This is a genomic window from Chitinimonas koreensis (assembly GCF_014353015.1).
GTDB lineage: Bacteria > Pseudomonadota > Gammaproteobacteria > Burkholderiales > Chitinimonadaceae > Chitinimonas > Chitinimonas koreensis.
Map to the genome: position 1 here is coordinate 1,692,475 of NZ_CP060704.1, position 24,547 is coordinate 1,717,021.

The following is a 24,547-nucleotide window of genomic DNA, read 5'->3' on the forward strand; positions in this document are numbered from 1 at the left end:
AGATTGAATGCGGATGATCATGGCAGATCCCAGTTCAGGCTGACGGAGCGCGCGCCGACTTGGATGGCCGGGTCATGCTTGTTGCGTTTGCGGTTCCATTCCCAGGTATAGCCGCCGATCACCATCCCCAGCGCGCTGCCGGCGACGACGTCGGAGAACCAGTGTTCGCGCGTGCGCAGGCGGGCGTACTGCGTCAGGCCCGGCAGCACGTACAGCGCGGGCATGTCGTATTCCTGGGCGAATGGCGTCACCACGGCGGTCGCGACCGCGACGTGGCTGGAGGGGAAGCTGTGGCGCGACTGCATCTTCGAGAAATTGTCGAAGTCGCCGTTGCCGCGGCCGGAATTGGGGCGCGACCGGCCGACCGCCCATTTGCCCGCTTCCGCCGCCACGCCGGTGGTCACGCCGGCCAGCAGCGCCGAGTAGGCGGTGGTGGACAGGCGATCGTCGCCTTCGTAGGCCGCCAGCCCGCCCGACAGTGCCAGCCCGGCCCAAGGCAGGGCATTGCCGATGTCGATGAGCTTCTGCTCGCGCTTGCCGGGCGCATCGCGGCCCATTCGGCGCTCGACGCGGTTGTCCAGCCGGCTGGCCAGCCAGACGGCGCCGGTGGCCGCCAGAGCCTTCTTGACGCCGCTGGCGCTGAAGGCGTCGGATACGCCGCGGCCGACCAGGTTGCCGAAATCTCCCAGCGGCCGGCGGCGCAATATGGTTTCCGGCGGCCGCATCGGATAGTCGTCGTCGAGATCGCCCAGCGCGGTCAGGCCGTCGCGATCCTCGATGCTGCGGATGAAGCGCGCGGCGAAGCTGTAGAGGTCTCCCGGCGAGGCGACCATCTGGCCGACGTCGCGGGTCCACGGCGAGATGCCGTAGCTGCCGACCACGGAGGTGTCCTTGGTCAGCATGATGTTGAGCGGCACCGACATGTAGATGCCCTTGTCCCGGTAGGGATGGGCGACCGAACCCGGCGAGGTCGTGTCGTTGCCGTTGGTGATCGTGTACCAGGCGCCCATTTCCACGCCCGAGCCGAAGCGGCGCGCCAGTTCGAAGCGGGCGCCCTCGTCGCCGGCCAGGAAGCGCCCGGCACGCACGGTGGCGACGAGGCCCTGGCTCGGCATGCGGTAGTGCAGCGAGGCGATGGCCGTCGTGGTTTCGTAGTCGCGGAAGCGGAAGTCGCCGCGGGTGCCGCGCTGGCGCACGCGGTCGAGCGCCACGTCGAAAGCGAACGGGTGGCCGGCCGGCTGATACAGGACCTGGCCGCCGGCGCCGCCGAACATTTCCTCGTAGAGACCGACGCTGGCCCGGCCGTACAGGCCCGCGCCCAGATGGTAGTACTGATTAAGCAGGGCACGCTCGAGCGTGACCTTGCCGTCCCGCTTGTATTCGGCGACGTCGGAACGGACGTGCGGCAGGCGGCTGTTCGAATCCTGCGAGACGCTCGAGACGTTTTCGAGGACCGAGGCGGAAACCGAGGTCTCGAAGAAGGTCTGCTTGGCGAGCCGGAGATTGATGCCCGACTGCAGGTAGAGATCGTATTTCAGGACGCCGCTCGGATCGTTGAAATAGAAGCCGACCTTGGGGGCGATCCGCAGTTTGCTGAGGCCTAGATCCTCCACCGCAAACTGGCCCAGTTCGCCGGCGTTGTCGCCCAGCTGGAAGTCGGCGCGATAGCGCTCGTTCGACAGCTCGGTCAGCACCTCGGCCATTTCGTCCTGGCTGACCTGGTCGTTCGGCGAGGCGTAGCGGACCGTGACGGTCTGGGCCAGGCGCTCGCGCGACAGCGTCCCGTTGAAATAGCTGGCCAGCGCATCGGTATCGGTGAATTGGTAGGTCAGTACGCCGCTTCCGCTCTGCTCCAGCGTGACGGTGATCTGGCGCGTGCCGAACGGCACGTAGGCCAGCGCGATGCGCGCGGCCCGGCCGGCCGCCCGGCTCGGCTTGGCGATGCGGGTATTGGCGAGGTTGAGCTGCAGGGCATTGCCCTGCAAGCTGAAGCGGATGTCGCGGAAGTCCTGTCCGTCGAGCGCGCGCAGCAGGTTCCGCCGGTATTGGGGATTTTCGCGCCATTGCTGTTCGGTCGGACGCGGCGGCAACATGACGAGCGGCGCAGGCTCGTCGATCTTTGGAATGAATTCTTTCTTGTTGAGCGGGATGGACAGGTAGGCGTTGGCCGAGATCGTCCCATCGGTCAGGCGGCCGACCTGGCCGTTCAACCAGCCCCATTGATATTCCACGCCGATATTGGCGCCCTTTTTGCGCTTGTCCACGCCGCTCTTGTCGGCGTATTGATCCTTGCTGTAATCGTTCGCGTCGTATTCGCCGACGAACGAGAAACCCGGCAAAAAGGACGGTCGGTAGCGGATCCCGCCGAATGCACCATCGATGCGCTTGCGGCCATAACCCAGCGTTACGTCGACCGGGCCCAGCTGCTTGCTCGCCACGAGGTATTGCGAGCTGAACAGGCCGGTGCCTTCGAAGTCGTCGATGCCGACGGCGAGGGCCGGCAGGTAGCGGTCTTCCGGGCTCAGCAGCAGTTTCCCTGCGAAGGCTTTGTCGCCCGCATCGCCGTAGCCCTGTTCCAGCCAGGTCAATCCGCCGAATCGCGTGAAGCGGGCACTGCCCTCGAGCCAGGGGGTGACGGAAATGCTGCTCCAGCCGGCACGGTACGGTTTCTGGAAATCCATCCCCAAGCGCCAGGTCCCGTCGGCGCCGATGCGGGCGTCGGGCATCTGGATCATGCCGCTTTGACCGCTCAGATTGCTATTGGCTTGTGCGAACAGACTGCTGATCAACAAGGGCAGGGCAAGGACGCCGAAGGAGCGGTTTCGCATCGTGAACGTGGCGCTATCAAATTTGGATTGGGTGCGGGCACAAAAAAGAAATAGCCACGGCGACGTGGCTATTTCGACGTACAGCTGGCAACCACTAGGAATTAGTGGTGGCTAGGCGTGACGTGCGACGACGGCGTGTCGTTGTTGCTGGACGTGGCGGCGACGGCCACAGCGGTCGTCAGGCCAACGGTGATCAGCGTGGTGGTGGTCACGGCAGCAGCCGAGCTGCCGGCGACAGCGGCGCCACCGGTCGAAGCACCACCGGCGCCGGTGGTGGCGGCGCCGGCTTCTTCAGCGGCGAAAGCCGACGACATGGCCGCGGCCAGCACTGCGGCGATAAACAGTTTCGATTTCATGAAATCCTCACTTTCCAAGGGAAATGGGTTTGAGACGTCCCGTCAGCATGTTAGCCAGCCTCACCCTCGCCAGGCAACCGCTTTGTGGCTCGAACGGCGCGGATTGTGCGTTTGCACGGAATTTTGACACAGCAGGCCGGGACGGTTCATCGCCGGTCGGGACATTTCATGCCGTAGCACAGATTCGCTTTATGCGATTCCGATGTTGCAGCGCGATGAATCACCGTTGCGGGTGAATATGAGCCGATCCCGGCTCACCGATCGCGCCGCTTGGCGAACCAGATGCCGACGAGGATCAGTCCGGCACCGCAGAACTGCAGCGGCGCGATGCGCTCGTCGAACAGCAGCCAGGCGGCCAGCGTGGCGACCGCCGGCTGGCACATCAGGCCCAGCGCGGCGACGTGGGCTGAGACGTGGCCGATGCCGTAGGCGATCAGCGTCTGGCCGCCGACCTGGGTGACCAGCGCCAGGCCGATCAGCACCAGCCAGGCGTCGAGGCCGGCCGGCATCAGCACCTCGCCGCGGGCGGCGGCGATCGCCAGCATGATCAGCGCCGACAACGCGCTGCTCTGCGCCATCAGCCGGGCGACCGGGACGTCGCGGCGGACCGACTTGAGCGTGAGCAGGTAGCCGCAATAGAAGGCCGCGGCCAGCGTGGCCAGCAGGTCGCCGGCGAAACGCTGCGGCGCCAGCGCGAAGTTCTCGCCGGTCAGCAGCACCACGCCGAGCAGCGTGATGGCGAAGCTCTGCGCGAAGCTCGGCGAGATCGCCTCCTTCCACAGCAGCCAGCCCAGCAGCGGTACGCAGAACACCGGAACGCAGTTGGTGAGCAGGGTGGCGTTGGCCACCGTGGTGATGTGCAGCGACAGGTGCCAGACGGTGAGGTCGAGCGCGAAGAACAGCGCGGTCAGCGCGATGCCGCCATGCCGGCGCGGCCCGCCCGGCGCCGGCCCGTGCAGGCTCATCAGCCAGAGGATGGGCGTGGCCAGCAGCATGCGCCAGAAGCCGGTGGCGACCGGCCCGACCTCGGACAGCCGCACGAAGATCCCGGCGAAGCCGATGCAGGCCGCGCCGAGCAGGAAGGCGGGGAAGGCGAAGCGGGTTGGCTGCATGAGCATGGGCTGCGGTCGTCGGGCCTCGATTCTAGTCCTTCGTCCTGTAGCGGATGCTTATATTGCGTGAGGCGTGAGGCGTGAGGCGTGAGGCGTGAGGCGTGAGGCGTGAGGCGTGAGGCGTGAGGCGTGAGGCGTGAGGCGAGGCATGCGTGTGGGCGGCGTCCGGACAGTCCTGCCCCAGCCTCCTCGCGCTGTGCATGAACGTCAGGCGGCTCGCGCTTTAGACTCGTGCGCATTCGTCCACCCGCCGGAGACCCCCATGCGCCTCGCCGAGATCCATATCCACCCGCTCAAATCCTGCCGCGCCAACCTGGTCGAGCAGGCGCTGGTCGAGCCGATGGGGCTGCAGCACGACCGCCGCTGGATGCTCGGCGATGGCGCCGGCGGCTTCCTGACCGGGCGTCAGCATCCGCGCATGGTGCTGATCGAGGTCGCCGCCGATGCGGTCGGCGCCACCTTCCGCGCGCCGGGCATGCCGGACCTGCGGGTCGAGGTGGCGGAGCTCGGCGAGCGCGAGTCGGTGAAGGTCTGGCGCAGCCAGTTCGATGCGCGCGCCGGCCAGGTCGAGGCGGATTTCTGGTTCTCCGACTACCTCGGCACCAACTGCCGCCTGCACTACGTCGGCCCGGAGACCACGCGGCGGACCAACGCGGTGCCCGAGGTGCCGGTCGGCTTCGCCGACGGCTATCCGCTGCTGCTGATCGGCACGGCCTCGCTGGCCGACCTGAACGGCCGGCTCGAGCGGCCGGTGACGATGCGGCATTTCCGCCCCAACCTGGTGGTCGAGACGGCCGTGCCCTACGAGGAAGACGGCTGGAGCCGGATCCGCGTCGGCGAGGTGCTGTTCGAGAACGTCAAGCCCTGCGGCCGCTGCATCTTCACCACGGTCGACCCCGAGACGGCCGAGCTGGACCCGGCGCGCCAGCCGCTCGAGACGCTCAACGGCTACCGGATCGGCGAGCAGGGTACCGAGTTCGGCATCAACCTGGTGGCGCGCGGCCTGGGCACGGTACGGGTCGGCGATGCGGTGGTGCCGGGCGGCTAGCGCCGTCGGCCCGGCTCGTTACGCTGCGGCTCGGCCTGCTTGGTCGAAGAAGGCCAGCAGGCAGCGCGGCAGCCAGTCGATCCGGCCCGGGAACGGGCCTTCGACGAAGCCGACGTGGCCGCCGCGGGCGGTCTGCACCAGCGTCACCTGGGGGCTGACTTCATCCGGGGCGGGCAGGGCTGCGGCCGGCAGGAAGGGATCGTTGCGCGCGTTGATCACCAGTGTCGGCAGCGTGATGCGGGCGAGCCAGGGCTTGCTGCTCGAGCGGCGCCAGTAGTCGGCGGCGCCCTCGAAGCCGTGCAGCGGCGCGGTGACGCGCTCGTCGAAGTCGCGGAAGGTGCGCGCGGCGGCGATCTCGGCCGGCGAGACGCCGAGGAAAGCCAGTTCCTGGCCGAAGTCGGCCAGCTGGGCCAGCGTCTTGGGCCGCAGCGTACGCAGGAATTCGCGCGTGTAGATGGCCTTGTTCAGGCCGCGGTCGAGCACCTTGCCGGCCGCTGTCAGGTCGAGCGGCGCGGAGATCACCGCTGCGCCGGCGACGATCGCATTGGCCGCTTCGGCCTGTTCCCCCAGCCACTTGGCCAGCGCATTGCCGCCGAGCGAGACGCCGGCGGCGTAGAGCGGCCCGCCGTGCGCCTGGCGGAAGCGGCGCAGGATCCAGTCGACCTCGGCCGAGTCGCCGGCATGGTAGGCGCGCGGCTTGCGGTTGCGATGGCCGCCGCAGCCGCGGAAATGCGCCACCGCGCCGCGCCAGCCGCGCGCAGCCAGCGCATGCATCAGCGCGCCGGCGTAGTGGCTGGCCGAGCTGCCTTCGAGACCATGGAAATGCACCACCAGCGGCGCGTCGCTTGCGGCATCGGCCAGCAGCCAGTCGATCGCGATCTCGTCGCCGTCGGGCGTGTTCCAGACTTCGCGCCGATACGGCGGCGGCGGCCGCTTGAGGGCGAGCGCGGGGTAGATCGTCTCGGCATGGGCGCCGACGAGCCAGCGCGGCGGGCGATAGGGCGGCAAGGTAGACATGACAGCGGATTGTAAGCCGTTGTGCCGCTTGATGCTGCGGTGCGGCAAATTTGCCAATGAAAACAATTCTCATTAAAATGAGAATTCCTCGCAATCGCATTTTCATTCCAATTACAAACCGGGCATGCGCCTCAACACGATATTCAACCGGAGCACCGCTCCGCTGGTGCTGGTCTGCTGCGCGCACGCGGCCGCGCTCGGCGCGCTGGCGCTGGGCATGACCCGGCCCGAGCCGATCAAGCCGCCCCAGGTGATCACTGCGGTGGTCCTGCCGCCCGAGCCGTTGCCGATCGTGGCGCCGCCGAGCGAGGAGAAGCCGGTGCCGCCCAAGCCGCAGCCGGTGCAGCGGCCCAAGCCGCAGCCCGTGCCGCTGCCGCCGATCAAGAACGCGCCACCGTCGCCCAACGCGATCAGCACGCCGCCGGTCGAGCCGGTGCCGCCGGCCCCGGTCGAGGTGGCCAAGGCCGAGCCGGCACCGCCGCCCGCGCCGCCGGCCCCGGTGTCGCCGCCGCGCAGCGACGCGGCCCACCTGAACAATCCGGCGCCGGTCTACCCGGGCCTGTCGCGCAAGCTGGGCGAGGAGGGCGTGGTGCTGCTGTCGGTCTACATCCTGGCCGACGGCAGCGTGGGCGAGATCAAGCTCAAGCAGTCCAGCGGCTTCGGCCGGCTCGACGACTCGGCTCTGAGCGCGGTCAAGCGCTGGAAATTCGTACCGGCGCGCCAGGGCGACAAGACCCTGGCGGTCTGGCACACGCAGCCGGTGAAGTTCTCGCTGGAAAGTTGACGGTTTCGCCCCGTACGCCGCGGCGGCGGCCGTGCGGGGATTCATCAGCATCAGGGAAGGCATCGAAACAATGGATCAGCATCAGTTCAGCCTGGCCGGCATGTGGGCCCAGGGCGATTTCGTGACTCGCAGCGTGGCCGTGGCCCTGCTGCTGATGTCGATCGCGTCGTGGTACGTGATCGTGACGCGCGCGCTGCGCCAGATGCGGCAGCGCCGCATGGCCCATACCGCGACCACCGAGTTCTGGCACGCCCAGTCGTTCAGCGAGGGCCTGCACCTGCTGGACGGCAGCCGCGACGACAACCCGTTCCGGCACCTGGCCGAGGAAGGCCGCGACGCGGTCGCCCACCATCGCGACAGCCAGGACGACCTGCACGGCCAGCTGACGCTGAGCGACTGGGTGACCAGCTGCCTCAAGCGCGCGATCGACGAATCGGTCGAGCGCATGCAGTCGGGCCTGTCGATCCTGGCCTCGGTCGGCTCGACCGCGCCCTTCGTCGGCCTCTTGGGTACCGTGTGGGGCATCTTCCACGCGCTGATCAGCATCGGCTTCTCCGGCCAGGTCAGCATCGACAAGGTGGCCGGCCCGGTCGGCGAGTCGCTGATCATGACCGCCTTCGGCCTGGTGGTCGCCATCCCGGCCGTGCTCGGCTACAACGCGCTGACCCGCGGCAACAACGCGTTGCTGGGCCGCATCAACCGCTTCGCCCACGACCTGCATTCCTACTTCGTCACCGGCGCGCCGGTGGTGCGCGCCGATGCCGCCGGCAAGCCGGTGCTGACCTCGGTCCGCCAGGTCCAGGGCGGGGGCCGCTGAGATGGCCTTCGGCAGCGGAAACTTCGACGGCCCGGCAACAGCGGGGTGATGAGCGAGATCAACATGACGCCGCTGGTCGACGTGATGCTGGTGCTGCTGATCATCTTCATCATCACCGTGCCGGTGATCACCCACTCGGTGAAGCTCGACCTGCCGCGCGCGCAGAACCAGCCCAACGAAGAGAAGCCCGAGACGGTGACGCTGTCGATCACCGCCGACGGCAAGCTGTTCTGGAACGAGGCGCTGCTCGAGCCGACGGCCTTCGAGGCCAAGCTGGCCGAGGCCGCGGCCAGGAAGCCGCAGCCCGAGCTGCACATCCGGGCCGACCGCAAGGTCGAGTACGAGCACGTGGCGCAGGCCATGGCGGCGGCGCAGCGCGCCGGCGTGCAGAAGCTCGGCTTCGTCACCGAGCCGGGCAAGTAAGCCATGTGGGCCGCGATCATCCTGATACTGGGCGTGATCGCGGGCGTCGGCTGCCTGGCGCGCAGCGTGCCGTCCTGCCTGCTGTGCCGCTACCGCAAGGAATGCCGCAAGGAGGGCGTCTGCCTGCCGCAGGACGGGCGCTCCACCCTGCCGGTTCGGCTGGTGCGCGACTGATCGGGGCGGGGCCTGCGCTCGCAGGCGCTAGTCACTGGAGCAGTGCGAGGGCCGGGCCCGACGCGCTGGTTGTCGTCGCGTGTCATGCCCAGCCGCGCGCTTCGGCCTCATCAGCCGGCCTTCCGGCGATTCCCCGGCGAACGCGTTGCGGGGCAGATCATCCCGGTCCGCAAGTCATGACGACGGTCCGCACCACTGCTTCTCGCATGGGATGCCGTCGTTGTCGCCGTCCATTTCCGGGCCGGGGCAGTTGCGCAGGAAGAAGGTCGCCTCCTCGCACGAGCGCATCTGCGAGCAATGGGTGCGGCCGTCGCAACTGAACTGCGCGGCCGGCGCCCGCTCGATGCGCACCGGGGCGGCCGCCGGCTCCGGCGCGAAGGTGTCGAATGCCCGGGACACCGCCGCGGCCTGCAGCTTGGCGGCCTGGCGCGCCTTGTAGCTGCTGTAGCCCTGCCAGACGATCAGGGCGAGGATTGCGAGGACGACGAGGCGCTTCATGGCTTCCTCCGGCGGATGCCCGTCCGTTCTGCGGCGGCGGGCGGGGCCGCTGCCTAGCTTCCCAGCGGCAACGGCGCGTTGCTCTTCACCGTGCGGATCGCGAAGTTGCTGGTGATGTCCTGCACCATCGCCAGCGTCTGCAGCTTGCGCACCACCTGTTCATAGTCGGGCAGGTCGCGTACCACCACCTCGAGCAGGTAATCGTAGGTACCCGACACCACGTGGCAGCCGACCACCTCGGCCATCGCCGACATCGCGTCCTCGAACAATCGCACCGCATCCTCGCGGTGGTGCATCAGCCGCACGTTGACGAACACCGTGGTCGCCAGCTGCAGCCGCTTGCGGTCGAGCACCGCGCGGTAGCCCTGGATGATGCCGTCCTCCTCGAGCCGCTTGAGCCGGCGTGCGCACGGCGTGGCGGAGAGCGCGACGCGTTCGGCGAGTTCGGCGGTGCTGAGCCGGCCCTGGCGCTGCAGCAGTTCGAGCAGCTGGCGGTCGATGCGGTCCATGGCTTTTCCGGTCTGAGTCGAATCGGCCAAGTATGGCCGATGGATTGGTGGAAAGCGCCAAATTTTGCATGGTGGGTGGCCGAATTCGCGCGAAACCGCTCCGGGCTGCGGCGGATAATCGTCGCATTCCCCACCGGAGCCGCCCATGTCCGCCAGCGTCGCCTTGCCCGTCACCGCCCAGCCGCCCTTGCGCCCGGCCGCGGACGCCACACCGCAGCACGCTGCCTGGGCCGGCTATGCCGCGCTGGCCGTCACCGTGCTGATCTGGGCCGGCTTCTTCCTCTCGCTGCGCGCCGGCGCGCGCGCCCACCTGGCGCCGAGCGAGCTGGCGGCGATCCGCTTCGCGCCGGCCGGCCTCGCCTTCCTGCCGGTGCTGTGGCTGCGCCGCCGCCGCATCGCCGCGGTGCCGTGGCCGCTGTTGCTGTCCATCCTGGCCGGCAGCGGCCTGCCTTACTTCCTGATCGCCGGGCTCGGCATGCGCCATGCGCCGGTGGTCGACGGCAGCACGCTGATCCCGGGCACCATCCCGCTGTTCGTGGCGCTGCTCGGCGCGCTGGTCTACCGCCAGCCGTTGCCGGCCGGCCGCGGCGGCGCGCTGGCGGCGATCGCCGCCGGGGTGGCGGTGCTGCTGGCCTTCAACCACGGCGCCGGCGAGGTCTGGCGCGGCTATGCGCTGTTCCTGCTGGGCAGCCTGATGTGGGCCAACTTCACCGTGGCGCTGCGCCGCTCGGGCCTGGCGCCGATCGAGGGCGCGGCGCTGATCTCGACCGGCTCGCTGGCGCTGCTGGCGCCCTGGCTGTTGCTGCATCCGCCGATCGGCCTCGCCGCGCTGCCGGCCGCCGAACTATGGTTCCATGGCCTGGTGCAGGGCGTCGGCGTCGGTTTCGTCGCGTCCTTGACCTATGCCTTCGCCATCGCCCGGCTCGGCGCCCAGCGCCCGGCGGCCGCCGGCGCGCTGACCCGGTGCTGGCCGGCCTGCTGGCGGTGCCGCTGTTCGGCGAGATCCCGTCGGCCGCGACCCTGCTGGGCATGGCGCTGATCGTCGCCGGCGTCGTCTGGGTCCACCGCTCGCACTGAGCGCCGGCCTTTTTCCACCCGATCCGAACCCTGTCCGCGGAGTCCGCATGTTCCAGACCCTTTCCCCCGCCGTCGCCGATCCCATCCTGTCGGTCGCCGAGGCCTTCCGCGCCGATCCGCGGCCGCACAAGCTCGACCTGGGCATCGGCGTCTACCGCGACGGCCAGGGCCGCACGCCGGTGATGGCGGCGGTACGGCTGGCCGAGCAGGCGCTGGCCGCGGCGCAGCCGAGCAAGACCTATCTCGGCCTCGGCGGCAACGAGCGCTTCAACCAGGCGGTGGCCAAGCTGGCGTTGGGCGAGCAGGCCGAGGCCGGCGGCTGGCTGACGCTGCAGACGCCGGGCGCCAGCGGCGGCCTGCGCCTGCTGGCCGACCTGGTCGCGGCGGCGCGGCCCGGCGCGCGGGTCTGGATCAGCGACCCGAGCTACGTCAACCACGCGCCGATCATGCGCGCGGCCGGGCTCGAGGTGTCCTTCTATCCCTATCTCGACGCCGCTGGCGGCACGCTGCGGCGCGACGCCTTCTTCGATGCGGTGGCCGGCCTCGGCGCCGACGACGTGCTGCTGCTGCACGGCTGCTGCCACAACCCCAGCGGCGTCGACCTGGCGCCGGCCGACTGGCAGCGGCTGGCCGGCATGGCGGCCGCCCAGGGCTTCCTGCCCTTCGTCGACCTGGCCTACCAGGGCTTCGGCGACGGGCTGGAGGCCGACGCGGCCGGCCTGCGCGTCCTGGCCGCGGCGGTGCCGGAGATGCTGGCGGTGTACTCGTGCTCCAAGCATTTCGGCCTCTACCGCGAGCGCACCGGCGCGGCGCTGGTCAAGTCGGCCGACCCGGCCCGGGTGCGCGGCAAGCTGTTCGAGCTGGCGCGCCGCAGCTACACCATGCCGCCCGACCACGGCGCCGAGGTGGTGGCGGCGATCATGGGCTCGAGCGAACTGAGCTGGGTCTGGCGCGAGGAGCTCGAGGGCATGCGCCAGCGCGTGCTCGGCAGCCGCGAAGCGCTGGCCGACGCGCTGGCGGCGCGCGGCACCCCGGTCGAGGCGCTGCGTGCGCACCGCGGCATGTTCTCGATGCTGCCGCTGGACGCCGCCGCGATCGCCCGGCTGCGCGACGAGTTCGCGGTCTACCTGGTGGCCGGCGGCCGCATCAACCTGGCCGGGCTCGACGAATCGCGGCTGGACGAGCTGGCCGATGCGCTGGCGGTGGCCTTGCGCGAGCGGCCGGCAACCGCGTGACTCGGTTTGGCGCCCGACCGCGGCCGTGATCGTCAAGGCCGCACGCAGGAGGCGGCGCGGGCTGGATCCGGTCCGGCTATTTCGAGGCAGGCATGTAGGTCGGCTTCCCGTAGGAGCGGCTTCAGCCGCGAATCCGCAAGCGCGGCATCGCCGGCCATTCGCGGCGGAAGCCGCTGCTGCGGCGACCGCGCACGTGTTCGCAGCCATATAAAGGCGATGGCCGGGAACCATCGCCACGCCCGCCGGCCCGACCCACGGGCCGCTGTCATTCCATCGGCATGCAGGCCCGCATACCCGTTGCGACGGGCTGGTCGGGCGCGCCGTGCATCCATCCTCCCCGTTCGCGGTTGAAACCGTGTCCGCGCAAGCCCTGCGCGAGACCCAACGAGGAGGAATCCCATGCCCGTCCATCACCCCATCTGGCGCCCGCTGGCGCTGTCCCTGGCCGTCGCGGCCGGCCTGTCCGCCTGTGGCGGCGGAGGCGACGACGACGGTCCCGACCAGCCGCTCAACACCAAGCCCGGCTGGCTCGGCCAGGTCGACCGCAAGGCCTACGACGGCAGCAGCGACGACCTGTTGACCGCCGGCCTCGGCAAGACCGGCCTCGCCGCCGCCTTGCCGGCCTATGCCAACCCGGCCAGCCCGACCGCCGCCGAGCTGCGCCGCGCGGCGATCTGGAACAACTACCGCGCGCTGGTCGACATCAGTACCGCCGGCGGCTACGGCCGGCTGTACGGCCCCAATCTCGACGTGGCCGGCAACGACACCGGCGGCGAAGGCAAGATCGCCGGCGAGGAATTCCTGGCCTACGCCGACGACGGCAGCGGCCGCCAGAACGTGGCGCTGATGGTGCAGATCCCGGCCGGCTTCGACCGCCTGCGGCCCTGCGTGATCACCGGTACCTCGTCGGGCTCGCGCGGCGTCTACGGCGCCATCGCCACCGCCGGCGAGTGGGGCCTCAAGCACGGCTGCGCGGTGGCCTATGCCGACAAGGGCAGCGGCCTCGGCGTGCACGACCTGGCCGCCGACACCGTCAACCTGATCGACGGCCGCCGCACCTCGCGCGCCGCGGCCGGCAAGAACGCCCACTTCCAGGCCGAGCTGAGCGGCGCCGCGCTGACCGCCTTCAACGCCGGCTACCCGGACCGGCTGGCGGTCAAGCATGCGCACTCGCAGCAGAACCGGAGAAGGACTGGGGCCGCGACACCCTGCGCGCGGTGCAGTTCGCCTTCTGGCTGCTCAACGAGAAATACGCCGGCACCGACGCCGACGGCCGCCGCCTGGCCGACTACGCCACGCCGGCCAAGGTGACGGTGATCGCCGCCAGCGTCTCCAACGGCGGCGGCGCCGCGCTGGCGGCGGCCGAGCAGGACGGCGGCGGGCTGATCGACGGCGTCGCGGTCGGCGAGCCGCAGGTCCAGCCGCGCAGCGTGGCCGGGCTGACCATCCGCCAGGGCCTGGCCACCATGCCTTCGATCGGCCGCCCGCTGATCGACTACATGACGCTGGCCAACCTGTACCAGCCCTGCGCGGTGCAGTCGGCCCGGCTGGCCGGCGCCAATTCGGCCTTCGGCGGCGCGGTCGATGCCGCCCGCGGCGCGGCCCGCTGCAACGCGCTGGCTGTCAAGGGCCTGGTCGGCGGCGCCACGCTCGAGGCGCAGGCCAGCGATGCCTACGCCAAGCTGATCGCCGGCGGCTGGCTGCCCGAGGCCGATGCGCTGCACGCCAGCCACTACGGCCTCGGCGCGGTGCCGGGCGTGACGCTGGCCTACGTCAACGCCTACGGCCGCTTCAGCGTGGCCGACAACGTCTGCGGCTACAGCTACGCCTTCACCGATGCCGGCGGCAGCGTGATCGCGGCGCCGGCGGCCGCGCTGGCCGGCCTGTTCGGCAACGGCAGCGGCGTGCCGCCGACCGGCGGGCTGAACATCGTCAACAACCTGTCGGTCGGCGGCGCGCGCGCCGACGCGCTGTCGGTCTCGGCCAGCACCGCCCAGGCCGACTACAACGTCGACGGCGCGATCTGCCTGCGCAAGCTGGCCACCGGCCGCGATCCGCAGACCGGGCTGGCGCTGGTCGGGGTCGAGAAGGCGATGGCCGACCGCGTCGCCGCCGGGGTGGCCGAGGCGCAGCTCGGCGGCGACCTGCGCGGCAAGCCGGCGATCATCGTGGCCGGCCGCGCCGATGCGCTGATCCCGGTCAACCACGCGGCGCGCGCCTACTACGCGCTGAACCGCAAGACCGAGGCCGGCGCGTCGAAGCTCAGCTATGTCGAGGTCACCCACGGCCAGCATTTCGACGGCTTCCTGGCGCTGTCCGGCTTCCCGACGCGCTACATCCCGCTGCACGTCTACGCCGGCCGCGCGCTCGACGCGATGTGGGCCCACCTGCGCAACGGCGCGCCGCTGCCGGCCAGCCAGGTGGTGCGCACCACGCCGCGCACGGCGGCCGGCGACACGCTGCCGGCGGCCAGCCTGCCGCCGCTGGCCAACGTGCCGGCCGCGGCCAACGCGATCGGCTTCGCGGCCGACGTGCTGACGGTGCCGGACTGACGGGGAAGGGCGGTCACCGGGCGTCGAAAACCGTTCTACCGCGGAGGACGCCGAGGACGCGGAGGGAGAAGCGCCGTCGTCAAGGCGCTGGGCTGCTTGGCTTCGTTCGGCTGGCGCTGGTTGGGCGGTTTTCCTCCGCGGTGCATCCTTGCCTTTCGTGACCGGCCGTTGCGCCGGCCGGCCAAGTCGCCGCCGGGCAGCGGCCGGCTCGGCCGCGGGCGCGGCGCGCTAAGGTGGCGGCACGATCCCCGCGCCAGACGGGGCAGGTTCGAGGGAGCACATCGCCCATACGAACACGGAGGAAGACCGCATGAAGCCCCTATCCACCTTGCGCGCGCTGGCCCTGGGCCTCGCCGCGCCCGTCCTGCTGGCCGCCGCACCGCTCGGCCGCTACAACGTCGACCTGTCGCAGAGCTCGGTCTCCGGCCTGTCGGCCGGCGGCTTCATGGCGGTGCAGCTCGAAGTGGCCCACTCGTCCGTCTTCAAGGGCGCCGGCATCGTCGCCGGCGGCCCCTACGGCTGCGCCGGCCAGTACCACTACACCGCCTGCATGTACGCCGGCTCGCCCGACGTGACGCCGCTGGTCGCGCTGACCAATAGCCGCAGCGGCGGCAGCATCGACGCGGTGGCCAACCTGGCCGCGCACCGCGTCTTCCTGTTCTCCGGCACCGCCGACAGCACGGTGGGCCAGGGCGTGATGGACAAGCTGCGCGACTACTACGCCAGCTTCGTGCCGGCCGCCGGCGTGCTCTACCGCGACACGCTCGGCACCGCCCATACCTTCCCGACCGATTTCGACAGCGGCGGCAACAACGCCTGCGGCAGCGCGGTCTCGCCCTATATCAGCAATTGCGGCTTCGACGCCGCCGGCGCGCTGCTGCAGCATATCTACGGCACGCTGGCGCCGCGCAACGACGGCGCGCCCGGCGGCCAGCTGGTCGAGTTCGACCAGGCCGAGTTCGTCGCCGACCCGGCCGGCCGCGGCATGGATACGCGCGGCTGGCTGTATGTGCCGGCCGACTGCGCCGCCGGCCAGGCCTGCCGGCTGCACGTCGCGCTGCACGGCTGCCAGCAGTACTACGGCCGGATCGGCGACAAGTTCCTCCGCAATACCGGCTACAACCGCTGGGCCGATACCAACCGGCTGATCGTGCTCTACCCGCAGGCGACCGCCGACAACGCCAGCCACGCCACCGCCGCCAGCGGCAGCCTGCCCAACCCGAACGGCTGCTGGGACTGGGTCGGCTGGTACGGCAACGATTTCGCCACTCGCCAGGGCGTCCAGATCGCGGCGATCAAGGCGATGATGGATCGCATCGCCGACGGTGGCGGCAGCCCGGGCGGCCCGGCCGCGCCGACCGGCCTGGCGGTGACGGCGGCCGGTACCGATTCGGTGAGCCTGGCCTGGAACGCGGTGGCCGGCGCGGCCGGCTACGACGTCTACCGCGACGGCGCCAAGGTCAACGCGGCGGCGGTCGCCGCCACCGCCTACACCGACGGCGGCCTGGCCGCCGCCACGCGCTATGTCTACAGCGTGCGCGCGCTGGCCGCCGACGGCACGGCCGGGCCGGCCAGCGCGGCGGTGGCGGCCACCACCGGCGGCGGCGCGGCGACCTGCTTCCGCGCCAGCAACTACGCGCACACCGTGGCCGGCCGCGCCCACCAGGCCGGCGGCTACGCCTATGCCAACGGTTCGAATCAGAACATGGGGCTGTGGAACGTGTTCGTCGTCACCACGCTGCGGCAGCGCGGGCCGAACGACTATGTGATCGGGACCTGTCCCTGAGCCGGCTCGGGCGCGTTGCAGCGGGAAGCGGCTGTTGCGGCCGTCGCACGGGGCCCGCCGCCGGATTTTGCCGGGCCCTACAGGAGCGGGGTCAGCGCCTCGGCCATGTCGGCCATCCAGAAGAACACCGCGGTGAGCCGCCGGTCGCGCGCCTTCTCGCCGAAGTAGCGCGTGGCGCTGTGCACCATGTTCGACTTGTACAGCAGCATGCGGTTGAACACGTTGTCGACGCGCTCGACCTCGTACCAGGCTTGCGGCGGCAGCGAACGCACGCCGAGTGCATCGACCAGGTTGCGGTGCGGCGCGGCCACCAGGTTGCCGCCGGCCGCGCCGTTCGGGTAGCGCAGCCGGTAGAAGCTGGTGCCGGCGTCGGCCGCCGGCGTGGGGCTCAGGTAGATCACCGCGGCGTAGCGGCTCAGGTCGCGGCTGTCGGTATGCGGCCGCGGCCCGCATTCGCGTTCGCCGACCAGCTGCGCCACGTTGAAGTCGAGCTTGGCGCCGCCGGGGGCGGTCTCGACCCACAGCTTGCGGGCGCCGGTCGCCTCGCGTACCCAGCTTTCGATGTGGGCCAGCTCGTCCGGCGTGAGCGCGCCGTGGAAGCGCATGCCGGGCCATTTCTCCGGCGCGTGCGGATAGCCGTACAGCCAGTTCTGCCGATCGAAGCAGCGCGCGGCGACCGCCTCGGCATCGGGCAGGATGCCGTCGCGGACCCAGTAGTTGACGCCGAGCGCCGGCGCCTCGTAGGGCAGCGACGGCGCGCTGGCGGGGACGGCGGGCAAGGGAGTGCCGGGCGGGGCATGCGCAGCATGGCGATTCCGGGTGGAGGAGGGCGCGGGCATCTTAGCCAGCGTGCTCAGGGCGCTACAAGGCGGAACGGGCCTTTGGCCGTCCCGGTGAATGACAATGCGCTGATTTGCAACAGCGCATGGCGATGACGAGGGAATGAACCCGCTCCCGCCGGGAGCGGGCAGGGTGAGGGAGCGCTGGTCGGGATCGGGCTGCCCGTTGTTTCAACAGCCGGCATCGGTCGCGCGGCATGCCGCCGAGCGAATCTGCGTTGCCGGCTGGCGGGGGGCTCCCCGTGCCGACCGATCGCCGCCCGATCCATTGCAGCCTGTAGGAGCGGCTTCAGCCGCGAATGGCGGCAGCATCACGACCGCCCATTCGCGGCTGCAGCCGCTCCTACGTGAATGCTCAGCCTCGGGCGGTTTGCCCGGCGGCGGCGAATGCCTGCTCGATCGCGAGGAACGCCTCCGCCTGCAGCGAGGCCCCGCCGACCAGCACGCCGTCGACGCGCGCCAGCGGCGCCAGCCATTGCGCGGTGGCGGCCGTCACGCTGCCGCCGTACAGCAGCTGCGGCCGCGCCGAGGCGGCATGGCGGGCGACCGCGGCGGCGATGCGTTCGAGCGCGGCGTCGACCTGCTCGGCGCTGGCGCTGCGGCCGGTGCCGATCGCCCAGATCGGCTCGTAGGCGATCACCAGGCGGTCGATGCGCCCGGCGTCGAGCGTGCCGAGCACCGCGTCGAGCTGGCCGTCGATCACCGCCGTGGCCTGGCCGGCCTCGTACTGCGCCAGCGTCTCGCCGACGCACAGGATCGGCGTGAGGCCGTGCTCGAAGGCCAGCGCGGTCTTGGCCGCCACCCGCGCGTCGTCGTCGCCGAACATCGCGCGCCGCTCGGAATGGCCGACGATCACGTAGCGGCAGCCGAGCTCGGCCAGCATCGGCGCGGCCACTTCGCCGGTGTAGGCGCCGGCCGCTGCGTGGCCGCAGTTCTGCGCGCCGAGCGCGACCTCGCTGCCGGCCAGCAGGGTGGCGGCCTGGGCCAGGTAAGGGAAGGGCGGACAGACCACGCGCGCGCAGCCGGCGGCCGGCGCCTGCGCCAGCGCATCGAGCAGCGCGGCGTTGGCGGCCAGGCTGCCGTTCATTTTCCAGTTGCCGACGATCAGCCGCGGCCGGTTGTTCGCGTGGTTTGCCATGCTGCGTTTCCTGTAAGGCGCGCTTCCGGGTAGAAGCGCCGGTCGATGTAAATGGCTTGTGGCCACCAGGCCGGTTGCTGTCGGGTTGAAGCCCGACCTGCGGATCAATCTATCGCTAGCTTGGGTGGAACGCGTTTGCTGGACTGCGCGGCACTCGATCCAAGCTCCGCTGCAAATCTTCCGTAGGTCGGGCTTTATGCCCGGCAGCGCTGCGGATCGAGGTCGCCGTCGGGCGTACAGCCCGATCTACTCGGCATTGCTTCGTAGGAGCGGCTGCGGCTGCGAATGACGGGAGTCGTCACGATCAACCATTCGCGGCTGAAGCCGCTCCTACAGGTTCATCGATCGGCGGCGGGCAAGCCGGTACCGTAGAGCTTCACAAATGGTCGAGCGTCCCACGAACGAGCGTCAGCGAGGCTCCCTCTGGTCCACCCCACAAGGTCTTGGGCTTTGCGGGGCCCCCGAGGCGGCGAGGGCGGGGGAGGCGGAATGAATCAGGACAGGTCGCTGGTCGAGGACTCACGGACCGCAAGCGCCCGGCTTTGCCGGGTGCCTGCTCGGCCGCTCGATACAACTCGAACCCGATTCAAACCCCTAGACCTGCCAGTGCTGCACCCGAACCACCGCCGACCGCCACTTGCGCCGCCGCGCCGCCGCCTCGTCGCGGCTGATCGCCGGCTCGAACACCCGGTCGATCTGCCACTGCGCCTCGAGCTCGGCCACGCTGGCATACACGCCGGTGGCGAGGCCGGCCAGCAGCGCCGCGCCGAGCGCCGTGGTCTCGAGCACCTGCGGCCGCACCACCGGCACGCCCAGCAGGTCGGCCTGCACCTGCAGCAGCAGGTTGTTGGCCGCCGCGCCGCCGTCGGCGCGCAATTCGGTCAGCGGCCGGCCGGAATCGGCCTGCATCGCCTCGAGCAGGTCGGCCGACTGGAAGGCGATGCCTTCGAGCGCAGCGCGGGCGATATGGGCCTGGGTGGTGCCGCGCGACAGGCCCAGCAGGCCGCCGCAGGCGTGCGGGTCCCAGTGCGGCGCGCCGAGGCCGGTGAAGGCCGGCACGAAGTAGACGCCGCCGTTGTCGGGCACCGAGGCGGCCAGCGGCTCGACCGCCGACGAGTTCGGCACCAGGCCGAGGCCGTCGCGCAGCCATTGCACCACCGCGCCGCCGACGAAGACGCTGCCCTCGAGCGCGTAGCGCGGCTTGCCGCCGGCGCTGGCGGCCACGGTGGTCAACAGGCCGTGCTCGGAGCGCATCGCCCGCTCGCCGGTCTGCAGCAGCATGAAGCAGCCGGTGCCGTAGGTGTTCTTGGCCATGCCGGGCTGGTGGCAGGCCTGGCCGAACAGGGCCGACTGCTGGTCGCCGGCGATGCCGGCGATGGTCACCTCGGCGCCGAGCAGCTCGGCCTCGGTCTCGCCGTGGCGGCCGCTCGACGGCACCACCGCCGGCAGCAGCCGCGAAGGGATGCCGAACAGCGCCAGCAGCTCGTCGTCCCAGCGCTGGCGGTGGATGTCGTACAGCAGCGTGCGGGCGGCGTTGCTCGGATCGGTGATGTGCAGCCGGCCGCCGGTCAGGTTCCAGATCAGCCAGGTGTCGACCGTGCCGAACATCAGCTCGCCGGCTTCGGCGCGCTTCCTGGCGCCCGGCACCTGCTCGAGCAGCCAGGCCAGCTTGGGGCCGGAGAAATAGGAATCGAGCACCAGGCCGGTGCGTTCGCGCACCAGCGCCTCGTGGCCGGCGTCGGCCAGCCGCTTGCACAGCTCGGCGGTGCGGCGGTCCTGCCAGACGATGGCGTTGGCCACCGGCCGGCCGCTGGCGCGCTCCCACAGCACGGTGGTCTCGCGCTGGTTGGTGATGCCGAGGCCGGCGAGCTGGTCGGCGCCGATGCCGGCGCGCTTAAGCGCCTCGCGCGCGGTGGCGAGCTGGCTGCGCCACAGGTCGAGCGGATCGTGCTCGACCCAGCCCGGCTGCGGGAAGTGCTGCGGGAATTCCTGCTGGGCGCTGGCGACCGGACGGCCGGCGCGGTCGAACACGATGGCGCGCGAGCTGGTGGTGCCCTGGTCGAGGGCGAGGACGTAGGACATGGGTCTTACCTTTGGCCGGTATGGATTACGCCCGGCATTGTCCGTCATCTGAAAAGGCGCATGGGGCGGCCGGTCGACCGGAGGCCGGCCGACCGGCCGCGCCCATACGAACGGAGTGATCTTGTCCGACCTGTGCGGCGTCGCACTCCCTCCCCTTCGAGGGAGGGTGGGGATGGGGTGGCCGTCGGTTGCAATCCAGCCCCATCCCCTCCCGGCCTCCCCCTTGAAGGGGGAGGAGTGCTCAGCGGATACCGTCTTGTATCAGCGGACCTTGCCTTCCTTCCAGGCCTTGAGCAGCTGCTCGTACGGCACGGTCTCGCCCTTGGGCTTCTCGTTGGCGAGCTTGGGCCACGGGGCGCCGCCCTTGCCCATCCAGGCCTTCGGATCGGTCTCGGGGTTGAGCTTGGGTGCGCAGGCCTTCATGCCGGCGCGTTCCAGCCGCGCCATCACGCCGTCCATCTCGCGCGCCAGGTTGTCCATCGCGCCTTGCGGGGTCTGCTCGCCGGTGACCGCGGTGGCCACGTTCTTCCACCACAGCTGGGCCAGCTTGGGGTAGTCGGGCACGTTGGTGCCGGTCGGCGTCCAGGCCACCCGGGCCGGGCTGCGGTAGAACTCGACCAGGCCGCCGAGCTTGGGCGCCATGTCGGTCATCGCCTGGCTCTTGATGTCCGAATCGCGGATGAAGGTCAGACCGGTGATGCTCTTCTTCAGCGACACCGACTTGGCGGTGACGAACTGGGCGTACAGCCAGGCGGCCTGGCGGCGCGCCAGCGGGGTCGACTTGAAGAAGGTCCAGCTGCCGACGTCCTGGTAGCCGTTCTGCATGCCGGGCTTCCAGTACGGGCCGTAGGGGCTGGGGGCCATGCGCCACTTCGGCGTGCCGTCCTTGTTCACCACCGGCAGGCCCGGCTTGTTCATCGAGGCGGTGAAGGCGGTGTACCAGAAGATCTGCTGGGCGACGTTGCCCTGGGCCGGCACCGGGCCGGCTTCGGAGAAGGTCATGCCGATCGCCTGCGGCGGCGCGTACAGCTTCATCCAGTCGACGTACTTGGTCAGCGCGTAGACGGCGGCCGGGCTGTTGGTGGCGCCGCCGCGGCTGACCGAGGCGCCCACCGGCTGGCAGCGGTCGGCGCGGATGCCCCACTCGTCGACCGGGAAGCCGTTGGGCAGGCCGCGGTCGGCCGAGCCGGCCATCGACAGCCAGGCATCGGTGAAGCGCCAGCCGAGCGACGGGTCCTTCTTGCCGTAGTCCATGTGGCCGTAGACCTTCACGCCGTCGATGGTCTTGACGTCGTTGGTGAAGAAGTTGGCGATGTCCTCGTAGGCCGACCAGTTGACCGGCACGCCGAGCTCGTAGCCGTACTTCTCCTTGAACTTCTTCTTCAGGTCGGCGCGCTCGAACCAGTCGGCGCGGAACCAGTACAGGTTGGCGAACTGCTGGTCGGGCAACTGGTAGAGCTTGCGGTCGGGCGCGGTGGTGAACTTCAGGCCGATGAAGTCGTTCAGGTCCAGCGTCGGGCTGGTGAACTCCTTGCCCTCGCCGGCCATGAAGTCGGTCAGCGGCACGATCTGGCCGTAGCGGTAGTGGGTGCCGATCAGGTCGGAGTCGGAGATCCAGCCGTCGTAGATGTTCTTGCCCGACTGCATCTGGGTCTGCAGCTTCTCGACCACGTCGCCTTCCTGGATCAGGTCGTGGTTGACCTTGATGCCGGTGATCTCGGTGAACGCCTTGGCCAGCGTCTTCGATTCGTAGACGTGGGTGTCGATGGTCTCGGACACCACGTTGATCTCGGTGATGCCGGCCTTCTTGAGCTTGTCGGCGGCCGCGATGAACCACTTCATCTCGTCGAGCTGCTGCGCCTTGGACAGGGTGCTCGGCTGGAACTCGCCGTCGATCCACTTCTGCGCTTCGGCGGGGCCGGCGAAGGCCATCGGCGCCGCGAAGGCACAGGCCAGGGCTACTACCAGTTTCTTCATCACGGTTTGTCTCCTAGTTTTTCGACTGCATCGTTGCCTTCGGTGTATCGGGGCGCCGGCCGGAAGGCGCGGCTGGCGCTTGGTTGCGGAGTCGTGGGTTTCCGTAGGAGCGGCTGCAGCCGCGAACGGTCGGCTGCATCGCGAACGGCCGGACATGCCGCCGGCGCCGTTCGCCGCTGAAGCCGCTCCTACATGCGGGGGTCACCCCAGCGCATGATGATCAAGAGCAGCACGAAGGACGCGCCGGTGCCGTACCACTGGTTCATGTCGGTCAGCCCGGTCCAGGCCAGGTTGATGTAGGCGGCCGACAACAGGCCGAGGAACAGCCGGTCGCCGCGGGTGGTGACCAGCGGCAACAGGCCGCGCCGCGGCACCGTCGGGCTCAGCACCTGCCAGATCGTCATGCCGACCAGCATCGCCGCGACGCAGCCGAAGAAGATCGCCACCACGGGCGTCCAGGCCATCCATTCCATGTTCGTGTCTCCTTGCGAGCCTCGCAGGCTCCTGTAGGTCGGGCTTTATGCCGACTGCGCCATCGACCGGCCTCGCTGTCGGGCATAAAGCCCGACCTACGGAAAACCGGCCGCGGTTTCGATCGTCCTGCCGGCCTCAGACCCGCCCCATGGCGAAGCCCTTGGCGATGTAGTTGCGCACGAACCAGATCACCAGCGCGCCGGGCACGATGGTCAGGATGCCGGCCGCGGCCAGCACGCCCCAGTCCATGCCGGCGGCCGACACCGTGCGGGTCATGATCGCCACGATCGGCTTGGCGTTGACCGAGGTCAGCGTGCGCGCCAGCAGCAGTTCCACCCAGCTGAACATGAAGCAGAAGAAGGCGGTCACGCCGATGCCGGCCCCGATCAGCGGGATGAAGATGCGCACGAAGAAGCGCGGGAAGCTGTAGCCGTCGATGTAGGCGGTCTCGTCGATCTCGCGCGGGATGCCCGACATGAAGCCTTCCAGGATCCACACCGCCAGCGGCACGTTGAACAGCATGTGCGCCAGCGCCACCGCGATATGGGTGTCGAACAGGTTCACGCTCGAATAGAGCTGGAAGAAGGGCAGCAGGAACACCGCCGGCGGGCTCATGCGGTTGGTCAGCAGCCAGAAGAACAGGTGCTTGTCGCCGAGGAACTGGTAGCGCGAGAAGGCGTAGGCGGCCGGCAGCGCGACGCCGACCGACAGCACCGTGTTGATGCCGACGTAGATCAGCGAGTTGACGTAACCGCTGTACCAGGCCGGGTCGGTCAGGATGGTGCGGAAGTTGTCGAAGGTCAGCGCGTGCGGCCACAGGCTGAATACGCCGGTGATCTCCTCGTTGGTCTTGAGCGACATGTTCAGCATCCAGTAGATCGGCAGGATGGCGAACAGCAGGTAGAGCACGAGGCCGAAATAGCGTTTCTTCATGGTTCAGGCCTCCGTCTTTTGCTCGGCCGCCGCGTTGTTCTGCAGCAGCGTGTAGAACACGAAGCAGGCGAGCAGGATGATGAGGAAGTAGATCAGCGAGAAGGCGGCGGCCGGGCCGAGGTCGAACTGGCCGACGGCCTTCTGCGTCAGGTACTGGCTGAGGAAGGTGGTGGCGTTGCCGGGCCCGCCGCCGGTCAGCACGAAGGGCTCGGTGTAGATCATGAAACTGTCCATGAAGCGCAGCAGCAGGCCGATCAAGAGCACGCCGCGCATCTTGGGCAGCTGGATGAAGCGGAACACCGCCAGCCGCGAGGCGCCGTCGATGCGGGCGGCCTGGTAGTAGGCCTCGGGGATCGCGCGCAGGCCGGCGAAGGCCAAGAGGGCGATCAGCGGCGTCCAGTGCCACACGTCCATCACCACCACGGTGAGCCAGGCGTCGAGCGAATCGGCCGCGTAGTTGTAGTCGGCGCCGAGCGCGCTGACCACCACGCCGCCCAGGCCGATGTCGGTGCGGCCGTAGATCTGCCAGATGGTGCCGACCACGTTCTGCGGGATCAGCAGCGGCATGGCCAAGAGCACCAGCGCCAGCGACGATTTCCAGCCCTGCGCCGGCAGCGCCAGCGCCAGCAGGATGCCGAGCGGAATCTCGATCGCCAGCACGGTGGCGGAGAAGATCACCTGCCGCAGCAGCGCGCCGTGCAGCTCGGGGTCGCGCAGCACCGCCTTGAACCATTCGGTGCCGACGAAGACCTTCTGGTCGGGGCCGAGGATGTCCTGCACCGAGTAGTTCACCACCGTCATCAGCGGGATCACCGCCGAGAAGGCCACGCACAGCACCACCGGCAGGACCAGGAACCAGGCCTTGTTGTTGATCGGTTTCATATCGAT

Annotated in this window: 21 protein-coding genes and 1 pseudogene; 9 read left to right on the plus strand and 13 right to left on the minus strand. The window is 69.9% G+C overall.

The genetic code is table 11. The features are described from left to right. Nucleotides 1-17 precede the first annotated feature (17 nt). From H9L41_RS07365 to H9L41_RS07375, 3 genes are all read right to left on the minus strand, one after another. Nucleotides 18-2,735 (minus strand): YjbH domain-containing protein, encoded by a 2,718-nt coding sequence (locus tag H9L41_RS07365; protein WP_051319039.1) that lies wholly within the window; start codon nt 2,733-2,735, stop codon nt 18-20. A gap of 194 nt (nt 2,736-2,929) precedes the next feature. Then, nucleotides 2,930-3,184: a hypothetical protein gene (locus tag H9L41_RS07370; RefSeq protein ID WP_028446365.1), complete on the minus strand. Its 255-nt coding sequence runs from the start codon at nt 3,182-3,184 to the stop codon at nt 2,930-2,932. 254 nt (nt 3,185-3,438) lie between these two features. Further along, on the minus strand, nt 3,439-4,302 hold the full coding sequence (locus tag H9L41_RS07375) for a DMT family transporter (RefSeq protein WP_028446366.1): 864 nt from the start codon (nt 4,300-4,302) through the stop codon (nt 3,439-3,441). A 256-nt stretch (nt 4,303-4,558) separates the two neighbouring features. On the opposite strand from H9L41_RS07375, the gene H9L41_RS07380 reads away from it, so the two are divergent. After that, a complete protein-coding gene (locus H9L41_RS07380) occupies nt 4,559-5,344 on the plus strand; it encodes an MOSC domain-containing protein (protein WP_028446367.1) in 786 nt (261 codons plus the stop codon). An 18-nt stretch (nt 5,345-5,362) separates the two neighbouring features. On the opposite strand, the gene H9L41_RS07385 is transcribed toward H9L41_RS07380, so the two are convergent. Then, nucleotides 5,363-6,361, minus strand: coding sequence for a YheT family hydrolase (locus tag H9L41_RS07385; RefSeq protein WP_028446368.1), 999 nt, complete (start codon nt 6,359-6,361; stop codon nt 5,363-5,365). A gap of 124 nt (nt 6,362-6,485) precedes the next feature. On the opposite strand from H9L41_RS07385, the gene H9L41_RS07390 reads away from it, so the two are divergent. The 4 genes from H9L41_RS07390 (at nt 6,486) to H9L41_RS07405 (ending at nt 8,559) form a co-directional block, all read left to right on the plus strand. Beyond that, nucleotides 6,486-7,145: an energy transducer TonB gene (locus H9L41_RS07390; RefSeq protein ID WP_034607065.1), complete on the plus strand. Its 660-nt coding sequence runs from the start codon at nt 6,486-6,488 to the stop codon at nt 7,143-7,145. Between the two features lie 70 nt (nt 7,146-7,215). Next, nucleotides 7,216-7,962, plus strand: coding sequence for a MotA/TolQ/ExbB proton channel family protein (locus tag H9L41_RS07395; protein WP_034607067.1), 747 nt, complete (start codon nt 7,216-7,218; stop codon nt 7,960-7,962). A gap of 48 nt (nt 7,963-8,010) precedes the next feature. Next, the gene (locus tag H9L41_RS07400) at nt 8,011-8,385 is read left to right on the plus strand and encodes an ExbD/TolR family protein (RefSeq protein ID WP_187523743.1); all 375 of its coding nucleotides are present in this window, start codon (nt 8,011-8,013) and stop codon (nt 8,383-8,385) included. 3 nt (nt 8,386-8,388) lie between these two features. Further along, entirely contained in the window at nt 8,389-8,559 is a 171-nt protein-coding gene (locus H9L41_RS07405; protein WP_157461990.1) for a hypothetical protein, read from the plus strand. 174 nt (nt 8,560-8,733) lie between these two features. Here H9L41_RS07405 and H9L41_RS07410 read toward each other — a convergent pair whose 3' ends face one another. Continuing rightward, nucleotides 8,734-9,057 carry an excalibur calcium-binding domain-containing protein gene (locus tag H9L41_RS07410; protein ID WP_028446371.1) on the minus strand — a complete coding sequence of 108 codons (324 nt, stop codon included), beginning with the start codon at nt 9,055-9,057 and terminating at the stop codon, nt 8,734-8,736. A 53-nt stretch (nt 9,058-9,110) separates the two neighbouring features. After that, the gene (locus tag H9L41_RS07415; RefSeq protein ID WP_028446372.1) at nt 9,111-9,566 is read right to left on the minus strand and encodes an Lrp/AsnC family transcriptional regulator; all 456 of its coding nucleotides are present in this window, start codon (nt 9,564-9,566) and stop codon (nt 9,111-9,113) included. Between the two features lie 145 nt (nt 9,567-9,711). Between H9L41_RS07415 and H9L41_RS07420 the strand changes: the two genes are divergently transcribed. The 4 genes and pseudogenes from H9L41_RS07420 (at nt 9,712) to H9L41_RS07435 (ending at nt 16,216) form a co-directional block, all read left to right on the plus strand. Next, nucleotides 9,712-10,605 (plus strand): EamA family transporter, encoded by an 894-nt coding sequence (locus H9L41_RS07420; protein WP_265583958.1) that lies wholly within the window; start codon nt 9,712-9,714, stop codon nt 10,603-10,605. Nucleotides 10,606-10,690: 85 nt separating this feature from the next. Further along, nucleotides 10,691-11,878, plus strand: coding sequence for an amino acid aminotransferase (locus H9L41_RS07425; protein ID WP_028446374.1), 1,188 nt, complete (start codon nt 10,691-10,693; stop codon nt 11,876-11,878). Between the two features lie 399 nt (nt 11,879-12,277). Then, nucleotides 12,278-14,430, plus strand: a pseudogene (locus tag H9L41_RS07430) (3-hydroxybutyrate oligomer hydrolase family protein). Nucleotides 14,431-14,740: 310 nt separating this feature from the next. Next, nucleotides 14,741-16,216: an extracellular catalytic domain type 2 short-chain-length polyhydroxyalkanoate depolymerase gene (locus tag H9L41_RS07435; protein ID WP_028446376.1), complete on the plus strand. Its 1,476-nt coding sequence runs from the start codon at nt 14,741-14,743 to the stop codon at nt 16,214-16,216. 77 nt (nt 16,217-16,293) lie between these two features. Here the strand turns inward: H9L41_RS07435 and H9L41_RS07440 are convergent, their stop codons facing one another. The 7 genes from H9L41_RS07440 to H9L41_RS07470 all read right to left on the minus strand — a co-directional run bounded on the left by H9L41_RS07440 (nt 16,294) and on the right by H9L41_RS07470 (nt 24,541). Continuing rightward, nucleotides 16,294-16,995 (minus strand): DUF6445 family protein, encoded by a 702-nt coding sequence (locus tag H9L41_RS07440; protein WP_028446377.1) that lies wholly within the window; start codon nt 16,993-16,995, stop codon nt 16,294-16,296. 415 nt (nt 16,996-17,410) lie between these two features. After that, the gene (gene tpiA, locus H9L41_RS07445; RefSeq protein WP_028446378.1) at nt 17,411-18,193 is read right to left on the minus strand and encodes a triose-phosphate isomerase; all 783 of its coding nucleotides are present in this window, start codon (nt 18,191-18,193) and stop codon (nt 17,411-17,413) included. Nucleotides 18,194-18,787: 594 nt separating this feature from the next. After that, nucleotides 18,788-20,275 carry a glycerol kinase GlpK gene (gene glpK, locus H9L41_RS07450; RefSeq protein WP_028446379.1) on the minus strand — a complete coding sequence of 496 codons (1,488 nt, stop codon included), beginning with the start codon at nt 20,273-20,275 and terminating at the stop codon, nt 18,788-18,790. A 261-nt stretch (nt 20,276-20,536) separates the two neighbouring features. Further along, the gene (locus H9L41_RS07455; protein ID WP_028446380.1) at nt 20,537-22,252 is read right to left on the minus strand and encodes an ABC transporter substrate-binding protein; all 1,716 of its coding nucleotides are present in this window, start codon (nt 22,250-22,252) and stop codon (nt 20,537-20,539) included. A 188-nt stretch (nt 22,253-22,440) separates the two neighbouring features. Then, nucleotides 22,441-22,725, minus strand: coding sequence for a DUF2160 domain-containing protein (locus tag H9L41_RS07460; RefSeq protein WP_265583959.1), 285 nt, complete (start codon nt 22,723-22,725; stop codon nt 22,441-22,443). Between the two features lie 136 nt (nt 22,726-22,861). Beyond that, the gene (locus H9L41_RS07465) at nt 22,862-23,659 is read right to left on the minus strand and encodes a carbohydrate ABC transporter permease (protein WP_028446382.1); all 798 of its coding nucleotides are present in this window, start codon (nt 23,657-23,659) and stop codon (nt 22,862-22,864) included. Between the two features lie 3 nt (nt 23,660-23,662). Beyond that, nucleotides 23,663-24,541 (minus strand): carbohydrate ABC transporter permease, encoded by an 879-nt coding sequence (locus tag H9L41_RS07470; RefSeq protein ID WP_028446383.1) that lies wholly within the window; start codon nt 24,539-24,541, stop codon nt 23,663-23,665. Between the last annotated feature and the right edge of the window lie 6 nt (nt 24,542-24,547).

Bases quoted from the DNA above. Each gene is read 5' to 3' on its own strand.
- H9L41_RS07365 (WP_051319039.1), bottom strand. From the start codon at position 2,735: ATGATCCAGATGCCCGACGCCCGCATCGGCGCCGACGGGACCTGGCGC.
- H9L41_RS07370 (WP_028446365.1), bottom strand. From the start codon at position 3,184: ATGAAATCGAAACTGTTTATCGCCGCAGTGCTGGCCGCGGCCATGTCG.
- H9L41_RS07375 (WP_028446366.1), bottom strand. From the start codon at position 4,302: ATGCTCATGCAGCCAACCCGCTTCGCCTTCCCCGCCTTCCTGCTCGGC.
- H9L41_RS07380 (WP_028446367.1), top strand. From the start codon at position 4,559: ATGCGCCTCGCCGAGATCCATATCCACCCGCTCAAATCCTGCCGCGCC.
- H9L41_RS07385 (WP_028446368.1), bottom strand. From the start codon at position 6,361: ATGTCTACCTTGCCGCCCTATCGCCCGCCGCGCTGGCTCGTCGGCGCC.
- H9L41_RS07390 (WP_034607065.1), top strand. From the start codon at position 6,486: ATGCGCCTCAACACGATATTCAACCGGAGCACCGCTCCGCTGGTGCTG.
- H9L41_RS07395 (WP_034607067.1), top strand. From the start codon at position 7,216: ATGGATCAGCATCAGTTCAGCCTGGCCGGCATGTGGGCCCAGGGCGAT.
- H9L41_RS07400 (WP_187523743.1), top strand. From the start codon at position 8,011: ATGAGCGAGATCAACATGACGCCGCTGGTCGACGTGATGCTGGTGCTG.
- H9L41_RS07405 (WP_157461990.1), top strand. From the start codon at position 8,389: ATGTGGGCCGCGATCATCCTGATACTGGGCGTGATCGCGGGCGTCGGC.
- H9L41_RS07410 (WP_028446371.1), bottom strand. From the start codon at position 9,057: ATGAAGCGCCTCGTCGTCCTCGCAATCCTCGCCCTGATCGTCTGGCAG.
- H9L41_RS07415 (WP_028446372.1), bottom strand. From the start codon at position 9,566: ATGGACCGCATCGACCGCCAGCTGCTCGAACTGCTGCAGCGCCAGGGC.
- H9L41_RS07420 (WP_265583958.1), top strand. From the start codon at position 9,712: ATGTCCGCCAGCGTCGCCTTGCCCGTCACCGCCCAGCCGCCCTTGCGC.
- H9L41_RS07425 (WP_028446374.1), top strand. From the start codon at position 10,691: ATGTTCCAGACCCTTTCCCCCGCCGTCGCCGATCCCATCCTGTCGGTC.
- H9L41_RS07435 (WP_028446376.1), top strand. From the start codon at position 14,741: ATGAAGCCCCTATCCACCTTGCGCGCGCTGGCCCTGGGCCTCGCCGCG.
- tpiA (WP_028446378.1), bottom strand. From the start codon at position 18,193: ATGGCAAACCACGCGAACAACCGGCCGCGGCTGATCGTCGGCAACTGG.
- glpK (WP_028446379.1), bottom strand. From the start codon at position 20,275: ATGTCCTACGTCCTCGCCCTCGACCAGGGCACCACCAGCTCGCGCGCC.
- H9L41_RS07455 (WP_028446380.1), bottom strand. From the start codon at position 22,252: ATGAAGAAACTGGTAGTAGCCCTGGCCTGTGCCTTCGCGGCGCCGATG.
- H9L41_RS07460 (WP_265583959.1), bottom strand. From the start codon at position 22,725: ATGGAATGGATGGCCTGGACGCCCGTGGTGGCGATCTTCTTCGGCTGC.
- H9L41_RS07465 (WP_028446382.1), bottom strand. From the start codon at position 23,659: ATGAAGAAACGCTATTTCGGCCTCGTGCTCTACCTGCTGTTCGCCATC.
- H9L41_RS07470 (WP_028446383.1), bottom strand. From the start codon at position 24,541: ATGAAACCGATCAACAACAAGGCCTGGTTCCTGGTCCTGCCGGTGGTG.